20 protein-coding genes are annotated in these 20,258 nt (G+C 68.3%); 10 read left to right on the top strand and 10 right to left on the bottom strand.

Annotation, left to right across the window (positions count from 1 at the left end; all coding sequences use genetic code 11):
• The 3 genes from ABZ004_RS37860 to ABZ004_RS37850 are packed head-to-tail and all read left to right on the top strand — an operon-like array spanning position 1 to position 3,779.
• The gene (locus ABZ004_RS37860) at positions 1-1,257 is read left to right on the top strand and encodes an ATP-grasp domain-containing protein (RefSeq protein ID WP_355686717.1); all 1,257 of its coding nucleotides are present in this window, start codon (positions 1-3) and stop codon (positions 1,255-1,257) included.
• Complete coding sequence (locus ABZ004_RS37855; protein ID WP_355686715.1) at positions 1,254-2,528, top strand: MFS transporter; 1,275 nt, start codon at positions 1,254-1,256, stop codon at positions 2,526-2,528. Before ABZ004_RS37860 ends, ABZ004_RS37855 begins: the two co-directional genes overlap by 4 nt.
• A gap of 9 nt (positions 2,529-2,537) precedes the next feature.
• Entirely contained in the window at positions 2,538-3,779 is a 1,242-nt protein-coding gene (locus tag ABZ004_RS37850) for an ATP-grasp domain-containing protein (RefSeq protein WP_355686714.1), read from the top strand.
• Positions 3,780-3,846: 67 nt separating this feature from the next.
• On the opposite strand, the gene ABZ004_RS37845 is transcribed toward ABZ004_RS37850, so the two are convergent.
• The 5 genes from ABZ004_RS37845 to hisD form a co-directional block, all read right to left on the bottom strand.
• Positions 3,847-5,244, bottom strand: coding sequence for an alkaline phosphatase PhoX (locus tag ABZ004_RS37845; protein WP_355686712.1), 1,398 nt, complete (start codon positions 5,242-5,244; stop codon positions 3,847-3,849).
• Between the two features lie 123 nt (positions 5,245-5,367).
• Positions 5,368-6,006 carry an imidazole glycerol phosphate synthase subunit HisH gene (hisH, locus tag ABZ004_RS37840; protein WP_355686711.1) on the bottom strand — a complete coding sequence of 213 codons (639 nt, stop codon included), beginning with the start codon at positions 6,004-6,006 and terminating at the stop codon, positions 5,368-5,370.
• Positions 6,003-6,602, bottom strand: coding sequence for an imidazoleglycerol-phosphate dehydratase HisB (gene hisB, locus ABZ004_RS37835; protein WP_344150957.1), 600 nt, complete (start codon positions 6,600-6,602; stop codon positions 6,003-6,005). The genes hisH and hisB overlap by 4 nt, the downstream gene beginning before the upstream one ends.
• Positions 6,599-7,717, bottom strand: coding sequence for a histidinol-phosphate transaminase (locus ABZ004_RS37830; RefSeq protein ID WP_355686710.1), 1,119 nt, complete (start codon positions 7,715-7,717; stop codon positions 6,599-6,601). Before ABZ004_RS37830 ends, hisB begins: the two co-directional genes overlap by 4 nt.
• Complete coding sequence (gene hisD / locus ABZ004_RS37825; RefSeq protein WP_355686708.1) at positions 7,710-9,056, bottom strand: histidinol dehydrogenase; 1,347 nt, start codon at positions 9,054-9,056, stop codon at positions 7,710-7,712. The genes ABZ004_RS37830 and hisD overlap by 8 nt, the downstream gene beginning before the upstream one ends.
• A 92-nt stretch (positions 9,057-9,148) precedes the next feature.
• On the opposite strand from hisD, the gene ABZ004_RS37820 reads away from it, so the two are divergent.
• Genes ABZ004_RS37820 through ABZ004_RS37800 form a run of 5 tightly spaced genes read left to right on the top strand, consistent with a single transcriptional unit; the run spans position 9,149 to position 11,177 of the window.
• Entirely contained in the window at positions 9,149-9,817 is a 669-nt protein-coding gene (locus ABZ004_RS37820; RefSeq protein ID WP_355686706.1) for an LON peptidase substrate-binding domain-containing protein, read from the top strand.
• 17 nt (positions 9,818-9,834) lie between these two features.
• Positions 9,835-10,212, top strand: coding sequence for a hypothetical protein (locus ABZ004_RS37815; protein ID WP_355686704.1), 378 nt, complete (start codon positions 9,835-9,837; stop codon positions 10,210-10,212).
• Positions 10,212-10,601: a hypothetical protein gene (locus ABZ004_RS37810; RefSeq protein WP_355686703.1), complete on the top strand. Its 390-nt coding sequence runs from the start codon at positions 10,212-10,214 to the stop codon at positions 10,599-10,601. Before ABZ004_RS37815 ends, ABZ004_RS37810 begins: the two co-directional genes overlap by 1 nt.
• Positions 10,602-10,628: 27 nt before the next feature.
• A complete protein-coding gene (locus ABZ004_RS37805; RefSeq protein WP_355686701.1) occupies positions 10,629-10,865 on the top strand; it encodes a YlcI/YnfO family protein in 237 nt (78 codons plus the stop codon).
• A complete protein-coding gene (locus ABZ004_RS37800) occupies positions 10,866-11,177 on the top strand; it encodes a type II toxin-antitoxin system PemK/MazF family toxin (protein WP_355686700.1) in 312 nt (103 codons plus the stop codon).
• A gap of 19 nt (positions 11,178-11,196) precedes the next feature.
• Here ABZ004_RS37800 and ilvD read toward each other — a convergent pair whose 3' ends face one another.
• Positions 11,197-13,047: a dihydroxy-acid dehydratase gene (ilvD, locus tag ABZ004_RS37795; RefSeq protein ID WP_355686698.1), complete on the bottom strand. Its 1,851-nt coding sequence runs from the start codon at positions 13,045-13,047 to the stop codon at positions 11,197-11,199.
• 151 nt (positions 13,048-13,198) lie between these two features.
• On the opposite strand from ilvD, the gene ABZ004_RS37790 reads away from it, so the two are divergent.
• Both ABZ004_RS37790 and recQ read left to right on the top strand, forming a co-directional pair.
• Positions 13,199-14,035 (top strand): helix-turn-helix domain-containing protein, encoded by an 837-nt coding sequence (locus ABZ004_RS37790; protein WP_355686696.1) that lies wholly within the window; start codon positions 13,199-13,201, stop codon positions 14,033-14,035.
• A 67-nt stretch (positions 14,036-14,102) separates the two neighbouring features.
• Positions 14,103-15,953 carry a DNA helicase RecQ gene (gene recQ / locus ABZ004_RS37785; protein ID WP_355686694.1) on the top strand — a complete coding sequence of 617 codons (1,851 nt, stop codon included), beginning with the start codon at positions 14,103-14,105 and terminating at the stop codon, positions 15,951-15,953.
• On the opposite strand, the gene ABZ004_RS37780 is transcribed toward recQ, so the two are convergent.
• The 4 genes from ABZ004_RS37780 to ABZ004_RS37765 are packed head-to-tail and all read right to left on the bottom strand — an operon-like array spanning position 15,942 to position 20,256.
• On the bottom strand, positions 15,942-17,123 hold the full coding sequence (locus ABZ004_RS37780; protein WP_355686692.1) for a serine hydrolase domain-containing protein: 1,182 nt from the start codon (positions 17,121-17,123) through the stop codon (positions 15,942-15,944). The genes recQ and ABZ004_RS37780 overlap by 12 nt on opposite strands.
• Positions 17,108-17,983 carry a LysR substrate-binding domain-containing protein gene (locus ABZ004_RS37775; RefSeq protein ID WP_355686691.1) on the bottom strand — a complete coding sequence of 292 codons (876 nt, stop codon included), beginning with the start codon at positions 17,981-17,983 and terminating at the stop codon, positions 17,108-17,110. The genes ABZ004_RS37780 and ABZ004_RS37775 overlap by 16 nt, the downstream gene beginning before the upstream one ends.
• 27 nt (positions 17,984-18,010) lie before the next feature.
• A complete protein-coding gene (locus tag ABZ004_RS37770) occupies positions 18,011-19,177 on the bottom strand; it encodes a hypothetical protein (protein ID WP_355686689.1) in 1,167 nt (388 codons plus the stop codon).
• Entirely contained in the window at positions 19,174-20,256 is a 1,083-nt protein-coding gene (locus ABZ004_RS37765) for a ThiF family adenylyltransferase (RefSeq protein WP_355686687.1), read from the bottom strand. The genes ABZ004_RS37770 and ABZ004_RS37765 overlap by 4 nt, the downstream gene beginning before the upstream one ends.
• Between the last annotated feature and the right edge of the window lie 2 nt (positions 20,257-20,258).

Below are 20,258 nucleotides of genomic sequence, written 5' to 3'. Positions count from 1 at the left end.
ATGACCACGAGACCGCACCTGCTGGTGGTGGCGACCGGGATGCGGTTGTTCCGCGAGTACATCCTGCGCTCGATCGCCCCGCAGTACCGGATCCACATGTTCCTGCATGCGGAGCCGACCTGGGAGAAGGAGTACATCGAGGCCTGGACCGTGCTGGAGAGCACGCTCGATGCCGAGGCACTCGTCGCCGCGGCCCGCAAGCTGCACGCGGACCAGCCGATCGACGGCGTGCTCTGCTGGGACGAGGCCCGCATCCTGCCGACCGCGCACATCGCCGAGGCGCTCGGTCTGCCGGGCGGTGACGTCGAGATGATCAACCGCTGCCGGGACAAGCACCTGACCCGTACGGCGCTCGCCGAGCGGGGTGTCCCGCAGCCGGAGTCGATCCTGGTCGACACCGTCGACGACGCCCTGGCAGCCGCCGAGAAGGTGGGCTACCCGGCGATCCTCAAGCCACGCGCGATGGCGGCCAGCCTCGGCGTGGTGAAGGTGAACTCGGCCGACGAGCTGAAGGACAACTGGGAGTTCGCGCACGACACGACCGTCCCCGAGGCGCCGCACTACGACGTCAAGGTGCTGGTCGAGGAGTTCGCCGACGGGTACGAGATCAGCATCGACTCGGCGATCTTCCACGGCCAGGTGACGCCGTTCTGCCTTGCCCGCAAGGAGATCGGCTACCCGCCGTACGCCGAGGAGATCGGTCACTACGTCGACGCGGCCGACCCGCTGCTCGCCGACCAGGAGCTGATGCAGGTCCTGGTCGACGCGCACGCGGCAGTCGGGTTCAGCGACGGCATCACGCACACCGAGATCATGATCACCGCGGCCGGGCCGAAGGTGATCGAGATCAACGCCCGGATCGGCGGCGACATGATCCCGTACCTCGGGTTGCAGGCGACCGGGGCCGATCCGGGGCTCGCGGCTGCCGCGGTCGCGTGTGGCCAGGCGCCTTCGCTCGTCCCGGATCGGACGATGGTCGGAGGCGTCCGGTTCTTCTACGTGGACGAGAACGACACCGTGCTGGACTCGGTCGCGTTCGACTCATCTGCTTTACCGGCGACCATCGACCAACTCGTCGTACTGATGGAAGCCGGTGCGACCACCAGTCCCCCGCCGGAAGGCACGCTCTGGGGACGGATCGCGTATGCGACCGCGGTGGCGACTTCGCTGGACGACTGCCGAGCCGCGTTGGACGCCGCTGAGAAGGCTCTGCAGTGGTCCGGACATCCTAAGGAAGCTGGGGAGCCCTCGCCATGAGTGCCACGGCTGAAGAGAGCACCGGCATCTGGGCGACCATCCGGGAGGCCCCCGCGCCGGTGAAGGCGCTGCTCGTCGGCGTCTTCGTGAACAAGCTCGGCTGGTTCCTGCAGGTCTTCCTGGTGCTGTTCCTGACCACCTCGAAGGGTTTCAGCGACGTCCAGGCCGGTACGGCGCTGGGCATCTACGGCGGCGGTTCGGTGATCGGCCTGATCATCGGCGGCTCGCTGTCGGACAAGGTCGGGCCGCGGGCAGCGGTGATGATCTCGATGTTCGGGATGGCGGCCTTCGTCCTCGGGATCGCCTACGTGCCCAGCTATCCGGCGATCCTGATCGTCGTCGCGCTGGCCGGAGCGGTCGGCCAGTTCTACCGGCCGGCCTCGGCGGCGCTGCTGACCGAGCTGACTCCCAAGAGCCGGCAGGTGATGACGTTCGCGCTGTACCGGCTGGCGATGAACGTCGGTACGACGGCAGCTCCGCTGATCGGTGCTGCCCTGGTCGCGATCTCCTGGAACCTGCTGTTCATCGGTGAAGCCCTTGCCGCCTTGGCCTATGCAGCTGTCGCGATCATCGCGCTGCCGGGCCGGAAGCCGGCGGAGCTCACGGACACGGTCGCTGCTGACCCGGCTGCTGTCGAGCCGAAGAGTGGCTACCTCGCCGTACTGCGGGACTACAAGTACGTGCTGTTCCTCGTCTGCATGTTCATCAATGCGGCGATCTACATGCAGTACCTGGCCGTCCTTCCGCTGCACATGAAGTCGGAGGGGTTGTCGACCTGGTGGTTCAGCGCGGTCGTCGCGCTGAACGGGTTCATCGTGATCACTTGCGAGTTGCTGGTGACCAAGGTGGTCCAGCACTGGCCGGCCAGGATCGTCGCCATGATCGGTTTCGTCCTGCTCGGCGGCGGACTCGCGTTCTACGCCCTGCCGGGCGGGATCGCGATCTTCGTGATCGGCACCCTGCTCTGGACGCTGGCCGAGATCATCGCCGGCCCGACCATGTTCGCCTACCCGGGGATGGCCGCGCCGCCGAAACTCCTCGGCCGGTACGTCGGGTCGGCGCACGCCATGTTCGGCCTGGGCTCCGCCCTCGGTCCGTTCCTCGGCGTGTGGGTCTGGAACAACGCCGGCACCCGGGTCTGGGTCTGGTGCGGCGTGGCCGGCGCGATCGGCATCGTCCTCGCCTACCTGGGGATGTCCGGCACTGCCACCGAAGAACCAGCTCTGGACATCACCCCGGCGTCCGAGCCATTGCCGAGCGAGAGCGCATAGGAGGGCGACATGTCTTCGCAATACACGATCATCGTGGACCCGTTGTCCACCGGTCAGGAGTATCCGGCGGCCTTCAAAGAAGCCGGGCAGATCCCGGTCGCAGTACTGAGTGGGTCGGAGCCGCCGCCGGCGTACACGACTAGCTGGCATCCGGACGACTTCGAGCACGTGCACTACCTCACGGGTGACGTCTCCGCGCTGGCCGATGAGTTGCGGGTCTACGAGCCGGAGTACCTGGTGCCGGGGGCGGAGAGTGGGGTCGAGCTCTGCGACCAGCTCACCGAGATCCTGGTGCCGGGCACGGGCAACGTGCCGGAGCTGGCTGCGGCTCGGCGGGACAAGTGGCAGATGGCTCAGGCGCTTTCTGCTGCAGGGGTTCCGCGGCTCAGGCAGTTCCTGACGTCCGATCCGGTCGAGGCCGAGAACTGGCTGAAGGAGAACGACCTGCTCGGCAAGCGGCTCGTGATCAAACCGCCGAAGAGCGCCGCCGGCGACGAGGTCTACGTCGTCTTCGAGGACGGTGACTGGCGCGAACGGTTCGACCGGGTGCTGGGGCGGACCAACAAGATGGGGCTCACGAACGAGGCGGTGCTGATCCAGGAGTACGCCGAGGGCACGGAGTATCTGGTGGACAGCTACTCGGTGGACGGGGTCCACTCACTGGTCGACGTGTGCCGCTACACCAAGGTCAGTCGCGGGGACAAGATCGGCATCTACCACCGGATCGACTTCCTCGCCGCCGACGATCCCGAAGTACTGGCTGTTTGGCCTTATACGCAACAGGTTCTGGACGCCGTCGGCATCCGGGTCGGCTGCGGGCACTCCGAGATCATGCTGACGCCCGACGGGCCACGGCTGATCGAGGTGGCGGCGCGGCCCGCGGGTGGCGGTCACCAGATGGTCAGCGACCTGGCCACCGGTGACAACCACATCAAGCGGACCGTGGCGCACCGGGTCCGGGGCGAGGTGCGCTCCAGCTTCGACCTGGTGCAGCACCTGCGCGGCATCTTCATCTCCGCGGTCCGCGAAGGCTACTTCCGCAACCGCGAAGTACTCGCTCCGGCCGAGGACCTGAAGTCCTTCCACTGGATGAAGATCCTGTACGACGAGGACGCCCTCGTCCCCGAGACCGTCGACCTCTTCACCTGCCTCGCCTGGGTGATCCTCATCCACAGCGACGCGGCCACCCTCGACGACGACTACCAGAAGGTCCTCGAAATGGAGGCCGCCATAGTCATCGAAACCCCCTGAGTCCCCCGGGCACGGACGTCCCCCCAGACGCCCGTGCCCGGCCCTCATCCAGGCCAGTACGAAGGCATCACCGGCGGCGGCGCCAGGGGCCGGTGATGGCGTAGGTGATGCCGGGGGTGTAGACGTTGAAGAACATGGTGCGGCCGTCGGCGGAGAAGCCGACGCCGGCCAGTTCGCCGTACTCGGGCTTGTCGGGTGTGCCGATGTTGACCCGGTTGTGGGCGAACTTGAAGACCTGGCCGTCCTCGGTGGTGCCGAGGATGTGTTGTTCGCCGAGGCCGTCCTCGCACATCATCAGGCCGCCGTACGGCGACATGGTGATGTTGTCGGGGGCATCGAACTCGGGATCGTCCGACCCCGGCGAAGGACGGGTGAAGATCACCATCAGCTTGAGGGTCTTCTTGCGCGGGTCGTAGCGCCAGACCTGGCCGTCGTGGTCGACCTTCGGCCCCAGTTCGGTGCGCGCGAACGACGACACGAAGTACACGCAGCGATCCAGCTGGCCCCACCAGCAGCCTTCGAGCTTGTAGCCACCCGTTGTCGGCTTGGCGTAGTCCTGCGCCCGGACCGACTCGGTCGTCGCCAGCGGATCGGGCACCTTCACCCATTCGACACCGTGGAACACCGTCCCGGCCTCCTGCACCACCGAGAGGTCCGGCAGGTCAGGGATCCGCATCGCCTGGAGTTCACCGCCGGCCCTCAGACTCCCCCAGCCTCCACGTGGTCGCCGAGGGAGGAACCGGTAGAACCCCCCGAGCGGGGCGACGAACGCGTCCTCGGTCTCGTAGACGATGCCCGTCGACGGATCGATCGCGACCGCCTCGTGCTGGAACCGCCCCATCTCCTTCAGCGGGAAGGGATGGTTGTTGCGACGGTCGTCGTACGGGTCGACCTCGAAGATGAAGCCGTGGTCCTTGGTGTAGCCGGAGTCGCCGGCCCGCAGTTCGGTCTCCTCGCAGGTCAGCCAGGTGCGCCACGGCGTGATGCCGCCGGAGCAGTTTATCGCCGAGCCGCCGAGACTGATGTGTTCACTGATCTTGTTGTTGTGCCGGTCGACGATGAGCGTGCTGGTGCCACCGGCGCCGGCCGGGTCGTAGGTGCGCTCGGGCGGCGCGACCACCTTGATCTTCGCGGTCGGGCTGCACTCGTGGTTGCGGACCAGGCGGTTGCCGCCGTCGCGGTCGGGGAAGGTGCCCATCCCGTCGAACCGGGACGGCGTCGGCAGCCCGTCCGGCCGGACGGTGCCCTCCCGCGACAGGATCTGGTACTTGAACCCGTGCGGCAGGTCGAGCATCCCGGCCGGGTCGGGGATCATCGGGCCGTAGCCGACCTTCGGGCCGGACGTCCCGAGCGCGGGCTCAGCGGTGTACAGGGCCTCGACGGACCCCACCACACTGACCGCGACCCCGGCCGCTGCGGCACGGGCGACGAACTGGCGTCTGGACAGGGCATTCTCAACGCTCACGGGCGGTCTCCTTGTCAGCACAAGCAGTTGTGACCAGTGAACGTACGGTAAACAACAACCCAACGGCAAGAGAACGAGTGTCAGGAACCGCCCGTACGCCGTTCCGCGGGCGGCCCACCGGAGTCAGAGCGAGCGAACCCAGTTCGCCAGCAGTTCCGCGCCCGCGTCGCCGGACTTCTCCGGGTGGAACTGGGTCGCCGTCAGCGGCCCGTTCTCGACGGCCGCGACGAAGCGGTCGCCGCCGTACTCGGTCCAAGTGACAGCAGGAGTCACCGAGGCACGGGTCTCCTTGAGTTCCCAGGACCGTACGCCGTACGAGTGGACGAAGTAGAACCGTTCCTTCTCGATCCCGTCGAAAAGCACGGATCCCGACGGCACCTCCACGGTGTTCCAGCCCATGTGCGGCACAGGCTCTCCACCCAGCGGCTGGAGGCGCTCGACGACACCCGGCCACTGGTCGCAGCCCTCGGACTCGACGCCGTGCTCGATCCCCCGGGCGAACAGGATCTGCATCCCGACACAGATCCCGAGCACCGGGCGCGACGCGGCCAGACGACGGTCGACCACGACATCACCGCGGACCGCCCGAAGTCCCGTCATACAGGCCTCGAACGCGCCGACGCCGGGGACGAGCAGGCCGTCGGCGTTCAGCGCGTCGTCGAACGACGAGGTCACCGTCACGTCGGCGCCGACCCGCTGCAGGGCGCGCTCGCCGGAGCGGATGTTGCCCGAGCCGTAGTCGAGCAGAACAACAGTTTTCACAGAGCGCCCTTGGTCGACGGGATCCCCGGCTGCCGGGGATCCAGCTCGGCCGCGTCCCGCAGCGCCCGCGCGAAGGCCTTGAACTGCGCCTCGACGATGTGGTGCGGGTCCCGCCCGGAGAGCACCCGGATGTGGATGCAGATCGCCGCGTTGAACGCCAGCGTCTCGAACACGTGCTGGGTCAGCGATCCCGCGTAGTCGCCGCCGATGATCGCGTATACCTGACCGTCGGGCTCACCCGTGTGCACGCAGTACGGACGCCCGGACAGGTCGACGGTGCAGTGCACGAGCGCCTCGTCCAGCGGCACGGTCGCGTCGCCGAAGCGCCGGATCCCGCGCTTGTCGCCAAGGGCTTCCTTCAACGCCTGGCCGATACCGATCGCGGTGTCCTCGACGGTGTGGTGGGCGTCGATCTCGAGGTCGCCGACGGTGTTCACGTGCAGGTCGAGCAGCGCGTGCTTGGCCAGCGCGTTGAGCATGTGGTCGTAGAAGCCGACGCCGGTACTGATGTCGGCGCGGCCGGTGCCGTCCAGGTCGAGCTCGACGAGCACCTTCGACTCGCTCGTCTCCCGATCGATCCGGGCACTACGCGTCATGAGAACCTACCTACCTCTGTCTTGAGGACCCGCTCGAGCGAGGCCCGGAACGCGGCCATCTCGGCGCCGGTGCCGATCGAGACCCGCAGCCAGCCGTCCGGTCCGGTCTCGCGGATCAGCACGCCGTCGGCCAGCAGTGACTGCCAGACCGCGTGCCGGTCGGCGAAGGTGCCGAACAGGACGAAGTTCGCGTCGGAGTCGACCGCGCGCAGACCCTGTGCCCGCAGCCATTCCACCGTCTCGTCGCGTTCGACCCTGAGCTGGTCGACCCGGCCGAGCAGCTCGTCGGAGTGCCGCAACGCCGCCCGCGCGACCGCCTGGGTCACCGCGGACAGGTGGTACGGCAACCGCACGATCCGCAGCGCATCCACGAGTTGCTTGCTAGCGGCAAGATAACCGACCCGGCCGCCGGCGAGCGCGAACGCCTTCGACATCGTCCGGGCGACGGCCAGGTTCCCGTACGCCGGGAGCAGGGTCACCGCGCTCGGCGTACCGGCTCGGCGGAACTCCGCGTACGCCTCGTCCACCACCAGCACGGCTCCGATCGCCTTGGTGCGGGCGGCAACCGCCTCCACCAGGTCGATCGGCAACGCGGTGCCCGTGGGGTTGTTGGGCGAGGCAAGCAGGACGACGGAGGGCCGGTGGCGCGAGATCGCCGCGAGGGCCTTGCTCGGGTCGAGGGTGAAGTCATGTGACCGGCGGCCGACGACCCATCCGGTGTTCGTGTCCCGCGCGTACTCCGGATACATCGAGTAGGTGGGCGCGAACGACAGCGCCGTACGGCCCGGTCCGCCGAAGGCCTGCAGCAGGTGCAGCATCACCTCGTTGGAGCCGTTGGCCGCCCAGACCTGCTCGGCGACCAGGTGCGCACCGGACTCCTGGTTCAGGTACGCCGCCAGGTCGGCGCGCAGGTCGAGGAACTCGCGATCCGGGTAGCGGTTCAGCCCGCGGGCCGCCTCGGCCACCGACGCGGTGATGTCCGCGACGGTCGCCTCGCTCGGCGGGTACGGGTTCTCGTTGACGTTGAGCAGGATGGGTACGTCGAGTTGCGGTGCGCCGTACGGCTCGAAGTTCTTCAGCTCGTCGCGGATCGGCAGGCCGTCGAAGTCAGCCATTGGCAGACTCCGGCTCGGTCGCGATACCCGGGAAGCGCGCGGTCACGGCCGCGGCGTGCCCCGGCAGATCCTCGGCGTGCGCGAGGTTGACGACGTGCTGGGCGACATCGGCGAGCGCCTGCTGGCTGTAGTTGATCACGTGCACAGCCTTCAGGAAGCTACGGACAGAAAGTCCCGACGAGTGGCAGGCGCAGCCCGCAGTGGGTAACACGTGGTTCGATCCCGCGCAGTAGTCGCCCAGTGAAACCGGCGACCAGGCGCCGACGAAGATCGCGCCGGCGTTGTTGATCAGTAGCGCCCGCTCCTCGGCGTCCGCCGTCTGGATCTCGAGGTGCTCGGCGGCATACGCATCCACCACGGCCGTGCCCTGGTCCAGATCATCGACCAGTACGACGGCCGACTGCTGCCCACCGAGTGCCTCCTCGACGCGCTCCCTGTGCTTGGTCTTGGCAACTTGTTTCGGAAGCTCCGCCTCGACGGCCGCTGCCAGCGCTTCGCTAGGAGTCACCAGCACGCTCGCAGCCATCGGGTCGTGCTCGGCCTGGCTGATCAGGTCGGCAGCAACGTGCACCGGATCGGCAGTGTCGTCGGCCAGTACGGCGATCTCGGTCGGACCCGCCTCGGAGTCGATCCCGACCTCGCTCTGCACGAACCGCTTGGCCGCGACGACATAGATGTTGCCGGGGCCGGTGATCAGGTTGACCTTCTTGCAGCCCTCGAAGCCGTACGCGAACCCGGCGATCGCCTGCGACCCACCCATCGCGTACACCTCCTCGATCCCGAGCATCGCGCAGACCGCCAGCACCGTCGGGTGCGGAAGCCCGCCGAACTCCTTCTGGGGAGGCGAGGCAACGGCCAGCGATGCGACCCCGGCCACCTGCGCCGGCACGACGTTCATCACCACGCTCGAAGCCAGCGGCGCGCGGCCACCCGGCACGTAGAGCCCGACGCGCTGCACCGGCACCAACCGCTGCGTGACGCGGCCACCCGGCGCCGGCTCCGACGCGACATCGGCGCCGCGCTCGTCCTCGCTGACCTCGCGGACCCGGCGGATCGACTCCTCGAACGCGGACCGGACGGCCGGATCGAGCTCTTCCAGGGCGGTCTTCAGCGCCTCGGCCGGGACCCGGAGGTCCTGGACCCGGACATGGTCGAACTTCTCGCCGTACTCCTTGATCGCTTCCAGACCCCGATGACGGACGTCCAGGCAGATCGGTCGGACGACGTCGAGGGCGGCCTCGACGTCCAGTAGGGCTCGGGGGACTAGCTCATGGACGGCTTGGAGGTCAAGAACCTCTCCGGCTGCCACTCGGCCCCGCAGGTCGACGCGGCGAATCATGAGCGCCAGTCTAGTGGTCGCCCCATCCCCTCCCCCGCGCGCCGTCGATTGCTCGGACCACGGTCGTCGGCAGCAACCACTAGGCTCGCGGTATGGATTCCCGCCTGCCCCTCCTCACCGTCGACACGGTGATCTTTCCCGGGCTGGTGCTTCCCATCCCCGTGACCGACGTCCAGGGCCGCTCGGTGATCCGCGACCTGGTCGAGAACGGGGGCGAACTGGTCTGCGGCGCCGTCGCCGTACGGGACGGTTACGAGCTCGGCGACCGGGTGTTCCGCTCGCTCTACGGCACCGGCTGCGCCGCGACCATCTCCGAGATCAGCCTGGAGGCCGGCGACGACGGCCCGGTCGAGGTCACCCTCACCGGCAACCGGCGGTTCAAGGTCGCCGAACTGGACACCGAGGGCGACTACCTGGTCGCCGACGTCGAATGGCTCGCCGAGGACCCGGGCGACGACCCCCTCGGTACGGCGAACGTGGCGGTGCAGCGGTTCCGCCGGTACGCCGCGGCCGTTACCGAGATCTCCCAGCCCGGCCTGCACATCGGCGCGCTCCCCGACGACCCGAGCACCCTGTCGTACCTGATGTCGGCCGCGATGACCCTGATGACCCCGGACCGCCAGAAACTCCTCGAAGCACTCGACACCACCACCCGCCTCGCCCAACTCGTCGGCCTCCTGGACCTGGAAATGGCCGCCATCCGAGCCCTCCCCTCCCTCCCCGCCACCGACCTCAACTGGTCCGACATGTCCCCCAACTGACGCTCTGGAGCAGCTGGATGAGTGAAGAACCCCTGGAGCTCCGAGTGGCGTCCGGTGAGTTGACCCGGGCCGTCAAGCGCGGATTCGTGCTGACCGACACCGACGAGTGGCATCTGGGTCAGGTGCTGGTCGCACTCGGCTCCTACCTCGATCTGGAAGGCGTCTGGACCACCGCCCATTTCGAGGTCTGGCAACACGGTCTCCCGATGTACAGCGACGTACCGACCATCAACGACGTCGTCAACACCGCCTTCGAGCGCGCCTTCGCCGCCGACCTCTCCCCACTGGTCCGCGACCTCCTCACCGAGGCCCGCAAGTGGGAACCCCAACCGGAGTCCCACCAGACCCCGTGGAAGAACGCCGCCCTCGACGTCCTCTCCGAGAGCCCGTACTGATGGACACCGAGCCCGCGGAACTGCAGCAGGCGATCGAGCAGGTCCGGGCGGCCCAAGCCGGCGGATGGGAGCCCACCGAGGCCGATCAACGAGCGCTGGGCGAGGTCCTCTGGACGCTGAGCTCGTACGTCGATCTGTCGGGTGAGTTCAACGCCTACTGCTACGAAATCTGGCAGCACGGGCTGGAAGTGATGACCGATGTCGCGATCATCCATCGGTCGGTCCGCGAGGTCTTCGATGCCGCGCTCGCCGCCGACCTCACCGACCCGATCCGGCAGCTCGTGACCGCCGCGTCTGTCTGGGAGCCGCGGCCGCGGTCCAACGACGAGAGTCCGTGGCGCAAGCTGGGCTGGAGTTTGGTGAAGGGCGAATTCCTGCCGCTCGGGTAGTGAATCCCAGGGTGGTATGGTCTTGGTATGAGTAAGCAGATCACGGTGCGGTTGCCGGACGAACTGGTGGATTTCATGGATCAGCTCGTCGGGGACAACAAGGCGGCCAGTCGGGCGTCGGTGGTCGCACGGGCGATGGAGCGCGAGCGGCGCCGGGAGCTGGCCGCGCGCGACCTGGCGATCCTGTCCGAGCACGGTGACTACCCGGATCTGGACGGCCTGGCCGGGGCCGCCGCCGGGACCGTGCTGTCCGATCTCGACTAGATGCGACCGATCCACATCGCCCGGCTGGACAAGCCGCGCCCGGTGGTCGTCCTCACCCGCGAGCTGATCCGCCCGCGCCTCACCAACGTGACGGTCGCGCCGATCACCAGCACCATCCGCGGGCTGTCGACCGAGGTCCTGGTCGGCCAACGCAACGGCCTGGACCACCCCAGCGCGATCAGCTGCGACAACATCCAGACCATCCCGAAGCTCCAACTCGGCCGCCTCATCGGCTACCTCTTCCCCGACCAGGAACCCGCCCTGACCGAAGCCATCACCCTCGCCTTCGACCTCGAAGGCGAGCTTCTCTGATCACCGCCGGTCCCGCGGGTCAGCCGAGCAGGCTGACGTCCCGTACTGCGCCCTTGTCGGCGCTGGTGGCCATGGCAGCGTAGGCGCGGAGGGCTTGGGAGACCTGGCGGTCGCGGGCCTTCGGCTTGTAGACGCCGTCCAGCGCAGTACGCCGTACCGCCAACTCCTCCTCGGAGACGAGCAGCTCGATCGAGCGACCCGGGATGTCGATGCGGATGCGGTCGCCGTCCTCGACGAGGGCGATGGTGCCACCGGAGGCAGCTTCCGGGGAAGCGTGGCCGATGGAGAGGCCCGAAGTACCGCCGGAGAAGCGGCCGTCGGTGACCAGGGCGCAGACCTTGCCGAGGCCGCGGCCCTTCAGGAAGGAGGTCGGGTAGAGCATCTCCTGCATACCCGGCCCGCCCTTCGGGCCCTCGTAGCGGATCACCACGACGTCGCCCGGCGTGATCTGCTTGGCGAGGATCTTCTCCACCGCCTCTTCCTGCGACTCGCAGACCACGGCCGGTCCTTCGAAGGTCCAGATGGACTCGTCGACGCCGGCGGTCTTCACCACACACCCGTCGACCGCCAGGTTGCCCTTGAGCACCGCGAGACCGCCGTCCACGGAGTACGCGTGCTCGAGGTCGCGGATGCAACCGCCGGCCGCGTCCGTGTCGAGGGTCTCCCAGCGCTCGGACTGCGAGAACGCGGTCGCCGACCGCTGACAGCCGGGCGCCGCATGCCAGAGCTCGACAGCTTCGGCCGACGGCGAGCCGCCGCGCAGATCCCAGTTCTTCAGCCACTCGTCGATCGAGGCGCTGTGCACGGTGTGGATGTCCTCGTTCAGCAACCCGGCCCGGTACAGCTCGCCCAGGATCGCCGGGATGCCGCCTGCGCGGTGGACGTCCTCCATGTAGTAGGTGCCGCCCGGAGCCACGTTCGGTGCGACCTTCGCCAGGCACGGCACCCGCCGGGAGACGGCGTTGATGTCGTCCAGGTCGAAGTCGACCTCGGCCTCCTGGGCCGCGGCCAGCAGGTGCAGGATCGTGTTCGTCGAGCCGCCCATCGCGATGTCGAGCGCCATCGCGTTCTCGAAGGCGGCGCGCGAGGCGACCGTCCGGGGCAGCACGGTCGCGTCGTCCTGTTCGTAGTACCGCTTGGTGATGTCGACGACCGTCCGACCGGCGTTCTGGTAGAGCGCCTTGCGCGCGGTGTGGGTGGCGAGCACCGAGCCGTTGCCGGGCAGCGCCAGGCCGATCGCCTCGGCCAGGCAGTTCATCGAGTTCGCGGTGAACATCCCCGAACACGAACCGCAGGTCGGGCAGGCGTTCTCCTCGATCCGCAGGATGTCGGCATCGGAGACGTTCTCGTTGACTGCCTCGGACATCGCGTCGATCAGGTCGAGCTTGCGCACCGTCCCGTCGACCAGGGTCGCCCGGCCGGCCTCCATCGGGCCGCCGGAGACGAAGACGGTCGGGATGTTCAGCCGGAGCGCGGCCATCAGCATGCCCGGGGTGATCTTGTCGCAGTTCGAGATGCAGACCAGCGCGTCGGCGCAGTGCGCCTGGACCATGTACTCGACCGAGTCGGCGATCAGGTCGCGCGACGGCAGGCTGTAGAGCATCCCGCCGTGGCCCATCGCGATGCCGTCGTCGACCGCGATCGTGTTGAACTCGCGCGGGATCCCGCCGGCCGCGTGGACCGCCTCGGACACGATCCGGCCGACCGGCTGCAGGTGGGTGTGCCCCGGTACGAACTCGGTGAAGCTGTTCGCAACCGCGATGATCGGCTTGCCGAAGTCCTCTCTGGCGACGCCGGAAGCCTGCATGAGGGCGCGGGCGCCCGCCATGTTGCGGCCATGGGTGACGGTACGGGACCTCAGTTCGGGCACGGCGATCTCTCCAGGTTCTTGTGCGAAAGCTCCCTGACATCGTGCCACTGGACGTCCGGATGCCGAAACGCCGGTCCCGGATGCTGGAGGTGACCTCCGCGGTTCTCAGCCGAGCGGCGTGATTGTCGGCGGGGCGTTCTAGCCTGGGGAGATGGCGGACTCGTTCGAGTATCACCAGCGCACGGTCGATCCCGCGCTGCGTCCGTACCTGGGCGATCTGATCGGCTATGCGTACCGCGGGATGCCGCTGGACCTGCATCGCGGCTTGCCGTCGCGCTACCTGACGATCGTGGTGAGCCTGGACGAGCCGCTCGGGCTGGCCTGGCCGGGTGAGCCGGTGGAGAAGTTCGACACCCTCGTCGGCGGGCTGCACTCGACCGCGGTCCGGATCGGCGACTCCCCGAACAGGGCCGGCCTCCAGGTTTCGCTCACCCCGGCCGGCGCCCGCGCGCTGCTCGGGGTCCCGCCTGGTGAGCTCGGCTCGCTGGTGATCCACCTCGAGGACTTGCTCGGTACGCCGGTACGCGAGCTGTCCGAGCGCATCCGGTCCGAGTCCAGCTGGGAGGGGCGCTTCGACGCTCTGGAGAACTACTTCCTCAGGGCGTGGCGCGACGAGCCCGCGCCTGAGCCACGCGCCGAGCTCAGCTGGGCCTGGCGGCGGTTGTGCGAGACCAGCGGCGGCGTCGGCGTGCAGACGCTGGCAACAGAGGTCGGCTGGAGCCGTCGCCATCTGAGCGAGCAGTTCCGCGCGGAGTTCGGGCTGGCCCCGAAGGTTGCGGCTCGAGTGCTGCGCTTCGAGCAGGCCGTCCGCCGACTGAGGCAGCGACCGACGACCAGGCTCGCGCAGCTCGCAGCCGACATCGGGTACGCCGACCAGGCACACCTCACCCGCGAGTGGCACGCAATCGCCGGCTGCTCCCCCCGCCAGTGGATCTCGGAAGAACTTCCCTACATTCACGACGCGCAATTGGCTTCCACCGCGAACTAGAAAGCCTTCGCGGCGAGTTGTCCACAGGCGCCCAGCAATGACGTGGTGACTTCCGTAGGATTGGCGGGTGGCTGCTGCTGAGTTTCCGGAAGACCCTGCCCAGGCGAGTGAGGCAGCGCAGGTGCTGCACCGGGTGTTCGGTTACGACACGTTTCGTGGGCAGCAGCAGGAGATCATCGAGACCGTCGTGGCCGGTGGCGACGCGCTGGTTCTGATGCCGACCGGTGGCGGCAAGTCGCTGTGCTACCAGATCCCGGCCCTCGTCCGGTCCGGTGTGGGAGTGGTGATCTCGCCGCTGATCGCGTTGATGCAGGACCAGGTCGACGCGTTGACGGCGCTCGGCGTACGGGCCGGATTCCTCAACTCGACCCAGGACTACGAGCAGCGGCGGGAGGTCGAGCAGGCGTTCCTGTCCGGCGATCTCGACCTGCTGTACCTGGCGCCGGAGCGGCTCCGGGTCGAGGCGACCACGCGACTGCTCGACCAGGGCAAGATCTCGCTGTTCGCGATCGACGAAGCGCACTGTGTTTCGCAATGGGGACACGACTTCCGGCCCGACTACCTGATGCTGTCGCAGCTGCACGAGCGCTGGCCCGACGTACCGCGGATCGCGTTGACCGCCACCGCGACCGAGGCCACCCACCAGGAGATCGCCACCCGGCTGAACCTCACCGAGGCCAAGCATTTCGTCGCCAGCTTCGACCGGCCGAACATCCAGTACCGGATCGTCGCCAAGGACAACCCGCAACGCCAACTGCTCGACCTGCTCCGCACCGAGCACACCGGCGACGCGGGCATCGTCTACTGCCTGTCCCGCAACAGCGTCGAGAAGACCGCGACCTTCCTGACCCAGAACGGCATCGAGGCCGTTCCGTACCACGCGGGCTTGGACAGCCGGACTCGAGCCAAGAACCAGTCCCGCTTCCTCCGCGAGGACGGCCTGGTCGTGGTCGCGACGATCGCCTTCGGGATGGGCATCGACAAGCCGGACGTGCGTTTCGTCGCGCATCTGGATCTGCCGAAGTCGGTCGAGGGCTACTACCAGGAGACCGGTCGCGCGGGCCGTGACGGGCTGCCGTCCACCGCCTGGCTGGCTTATGGACTGCAGGACGTGGTCCAGCAACGCAAGATGATCGACACCTCCGAAGGCGATGCGGCGCACCGGCGCCGGCTCGGTACACACCTCGACGCGATGCTTGCGCTGTGCGAGACCGTTCAATGCCGGCGGGTGCAGTTGCTTGCGTACTTCGGCCAGTCAGGTGAGACCTGCGGGAACTGCGACACCTGTCTGACGCCACCCGAGTCCTGGGACGGCACGATCCCGGCGCAGAAGCTGCTCTCGACCGTCTATCGCCTACAGCATGAGCGAAACCAGAAGTTCGGCGCGGGCCAGGTGGTCGACATCCTGCTCGGCAAGACCACCGAGAAGGTGAAGCAGTTCCGCCACGACGAGCTGACCGTCTTCGGCATCGGCACCGAGTTGAAGGACACCGAGTGGCGCGGGGTGATCCGCCAGCTCCTCGCGCAGCGGCTGCTCACGGTCGAAGGCGATTACGGCACGCTGCTGCTGACCGAGGACAGTGCCGAGGTGCTCGGTCGCCGGCGCGAGGTGATGATGCGCCGCGAGCCGGAACGCACCGGCCGCGCCTCGCGCTCTTCGGGGAGGGACAAGAAGAAGGCGGCCGTCGCCGACCTGGCACCCGAGGCCGTCGAGGTCTTCGAGCGGCTCCGGACGTGGCGCGCCGCGACCGCCAAGGAGCAGGGCGTACCGGCGTACGTGATCTTCCACGACGCGACGCTGCGCCAGATCGCGACAGAGCTGCCCGGCACGCTGACCGAGCTCGGCAAGATCAGTGGTGTCGGCGAGAACAAGCTCGCGAAGTACGGCGAAGGAGTGCTGGAAGCGCTAGTGGCCTAGCAGCGGCTGGATCGCGGTGACCAGTTCCTCGGCGATCCGCCCGGCATCCTTGTTGCCGTTGGCCAGCAGGATCGAGAGCGCGACGTGGTGACCGGGAATGGCGACCATCAGACTGGAGTAGCCAGGATCGTTGCCCCCGTGCCCGAAGGCGTCGCCGAGGCCGAACTGCTGCGAGTAGCGCATCGTGCCGAGTCCGTACTGCCCATCCCCCGCCGTCATCTGCCTGACCAGCTCAGCCGGTACTACGCGGTCGCCGTACAGCTGATAGCCCCAGCGGGCGACGGTCGGAGCGTCCGCTGCCAGCCCGGCGTTCGCCGCAGTCAGGCTCGCGATCGCACGGCACGGGATGTACCCGTCGAAGGCGGCGCCGCAACTGCTCCCGGTGCGGTCCTTGGCGACCGGCGGTTGCGGCTTCTCGGCGTCCTGGAAGGCCGCGCGCTCGAGGCCGGCCGGGGTCGCGAGGTCGCGCCGTAGTACGGACTGGAAGGGTTCGCCGGTGATCTTGTCGATGAGCAGGCCGAGCAGGATGTAGCTGGGATTGCTGTAGTTGTAGGGGCTGCCGGGCTGACCGGGTTGAGCCGTGTCATAGGTCAGCGCCTGCTCAGCGGTCCAATGCTTGGCCGGTGCGGCCGCGATCGCCTTGTCGAGCCGGGTGTAGTCGTCGGGCCTGAAGTCCGGTACGCCGGACGTCATGCTCAGGTGCTGCCGAACGGTCGCCTCGTTCGCCGTCAGCTTGTGCTTCACGTACGCCGACAGCGGCTTGTCCAGGTCGACCTTGCGAGCCTTTGCGAGCAGGAGCACCTCGGCCGCGATGAACGTCTTCGTGATGCTGGCGACGGCCATCGAGGTGTTCGGCAGCAGGTCTGTTCCGACCGCGTCCTGGCCGGCTGCGCCCGACCAGGTCCACTGGTCGGTCACCACAGCAGCGGTGATCCCCCGGGCCGCCGACTCGCTGTCCGGCGTCGCGGCGTACTGGCTGACGACCTTCGTCAGCACGGCCTGGAGGATGGCTGCTTTGGCGGGGTCGAGCGGCGTCGTACCGGGATCCGGCGCGGTCAGCACCGCCGGCGTCGTCGCAAGCGGCGCCACCGGGCCACTGCCCGAGGAACATGCCGCCAAGGCTGATATCACCAGCACCGCGGCTGCAGCCTTGATCATTTGGTGTCGCATGCCCAGAGCTCCGCGGCTATCTCGGCGAAGGTGTGGATGGTGCGGGAACGCCGGGCTGCGGACCAGGCCAGGCAGACGTGGTTCGGGCCGATGTCCTCGATCGGGACCGCGACGACATCCGGCCGGCTGTAGAAGGAGGCCGTGGTCAACGGAAGCACCGAGACTCCATTGCCGATGGCAACGTGTTCGAGTTTCTCCTCCACACTGTGGAAGACCGGCAGCCGGCCGGTCATCCCCTCGCGCAACTCGATCGCCACGTCCCGCCACTCCGGTACGGCGTCCGGCGGCTGCAGCAGGTGGTCGCCGGCCAGGTCGGCAATCCGGATCACCGGCTTGCCCGCCAGCCGGTGATCCGCGGGCAGCATCGCGACCCGCTGCTCGTCGAACAACGGCCGCACGGTCAGCCCCTGCTGGTCGATCGGCAACCGGACGATGCTGACGTCCGCGCGCCCGTCACGCAGTACGTCGGTCTGATCCACCCAGGAGGTCCGCAGCAGCTCGACCGTCAGGTCCGGGTACTGCGCGGTCAGCGCCCGGACCGCCGGGGTCACTGTGATCCCCGGCATGAAGCCGATCGTGAACGTCCGCGATCCCCGGGCCGCCTGCGTCGCCCGCCGCTGGGCCGCCCCGGCCGAAGCCAGCAACGGCCGCGCGTCCTCCAGCAGTTGCCGGCCACTCGAAGTCAACTCGGTGGCCCTTTTGTCCCGGACGAACAACTGCACCTTCAGCTCGTCCTCGAGCGCCCGGATCTGCCGCGACAACACCGGCTGAGCGATATGCAACCGCTCCGCCGCCCGCCCGAAATGCAGCTCCTCGGCCACCGCCACGAAGTACCGCACCTTCCGCAGATCCAGATCCACGCCCCACCTCCTGATACCCCCAGGGTATTACGCCGGCCGGGCGGCCCGGCGCAGGACGGCAACGCCCGACCGGGCCGCACCGAACAACCCGATCGAGGTCGGGATGACGATCAGCAGCAGCGCGACAGCAGCGCCTGCCGCGGTCGGCGAGATCCCGGACTGGGTGAGCGCATCCCAAGCCATCCGGATCACCTTGAGGGTGGCCCGCAGGCTGAAGCGGAGATAGAACCAGACGGCCATCGCGATCCCGGGCAGATAGAGCACCAGGTAGCAGCGCGCCCACCAGATCTCCGCCCGGCGGGAGTTTTCGATCAGCGCGCTGTCGTCAGGCGTCGGACGCCGGATCAGCTGCCGGGCGAGGGCACCCTTCAGCGCCCAGAGGTTCCGGCTGCCGCTGATCACCAGCAGGATCGCGTAGAAGTCGGTCCGCAGGTAGACGGCGCTCTGCGCGATGATCGAGCCGACATTGATCATCACCACGGCCCGCGCGATCGCGGTCGCCGTCGCACCCAGCGAGTCACCCCACCAGACCTGCACGAACACGACCAGTGCGGCGATCGCGAGGTTGCTCAGCATGCCGGCCGCCAGCGGCAGGAAGCGCTGCCGGCGAGGCAACGCCCACAGTCCGGTGAGGTCGGTCTGCGCGACGATGAAGAACAATCGCCGCCCGAAGGAGATGCGGGCGGACAACCCGAGCCGGGCCGCACCGAGCTTGTGCGCCATTTCGTGGATGACGGCCAGCGACAGCGACAGCAGCATTGTCGTGAGAAGACTGGCCAGCGGCGCCGAGAACGGCACATAGTCGTGGTACGTCGGGCGCAACTCGGGCCGGCGTACGAGCAGCACCGACCCGGCGAGCACGATCGCGAGCTGGACCAGCATCCCCGCCGGCCCGAACACGATTCGCCCGAAGCTCTGGCCGAACGGCTTGCCGTCCGGCCCCGCATCGTCGTCCTCACCGGCGACCAGGACGCCGGCATCTTCCAGCGTGGCCAGGAAATCCAGTACGTCGACGTCCTGGCCGGCCAGTTCGCCGGCCCTGGCCGCCACGTCGTCGATCGGGTGGCCCTGCTGGAGCCAGAGCATGACCTGGCCGCCGATCTCCGGCACCGAGACGAACTCGGCCGACTCCCGCCTGCCGAGGACATAACCGTCGCCGTCGCTGACGACGGTGACGGACCGGTAGCGGTTCATCCCTGCGCGGCCGGCCGCGAGGCGCAGTACTTACAGTCCGGATGCCGTTGCCACGGATCGAAGGCGACGTTCAGCTCGTCGGCGAGTTCGAGCAGGTGGTAGCGGGCCCGGGCCAGCGGCGTCTCGGTCGGCCGGAGGTACCGCAGTACCTCCATCGTCATCAGGCCGGACAACAGTTGCACGGCTGGTCCGGCTGCCCGGTTGACCGACCGCCGCTCGAACAACAGGCCCGGCCCTTCTGGATCGTCGGCGCGCTGCAGCTCCAGGCACTGGCGGCATGGCGAACTTCCGGGCTCGACAGACCAGTAGCACAGCGTCGAGTACGCCAGACCGCCCACTACGAAGGGAATCCCGAGCGCACAGCAGGCCTCGTTGATCAGCAACTGGACGTCGGCCGGGCTGTCGATCGCGCCGACCACCAGATCCGCGCCGGTCGCGAGTTCCTCGATCGTGGCGGCATCGGTGATCCGCCGATGGACCGCGGTCACCGTCGTACCGCCGGAGTACGCCTCGGCCCAGGCCTTCGCCGCATCGACCTTGCGCCGGCCGATCGACGCCAGGTCGTAGGTGAACTGCCGGTTCAGGTTCTTCGGCTCGATCGTGTCGCAGTCGACGACGGTGATCCGGCCGACGCCGAGACCGACCAGGGACTGCAGGATGCCCGACCCCAGCCCGCCGGCGCCGAGCAGCAGGATGGTCGAGCCGGCCACCGCCTGGTGCTGGTCGGCGCTGCTGTACTCCAGGTTCGACGTCACGTCGTAGAACCGCAGGTTGCTCTGATGGCGTTCCCGGACCGCCGGATCCAGGGCGTCGTCAGCATCGACTCGTTCCAGCAACTGCCAGGCGTCGAACTGCGCCAGTACTGCGGCCAGCTCGTCGCCGGTCACGGAGTAGCCGGCCTGCGTCAAGGCTTCGACCAGCTGGGGCTCCGTCCGGGTCCCCTCCCGCAACAGCCTCAGCAAGGCCGTGATGGATCCTTCCGGATCGTCCAGGTGCACCCGCTCCAGCGCGCGGCGATGCACCGTCACCGCGCCAGGTGGGGTCTCGATCCCCACCGACTTCAACCGCGCGACCGTCATGA

The sequence above is a fragment of the Kribbella sp. NPDC006257 genome (genome assembly GCF_040613535.1).
In the GTDB taxonomy this organism is placed as follows: Bacteria; Actinomycetota; Actinomycetes; order Propionibacteriales; family Kribbellaceae; genus Kribbella.
The sequence above is the reverse complement of the archived record's forward strand: the minus strand, read 5'-3'. Positions and strand labels throughout refer to the sequence as shown.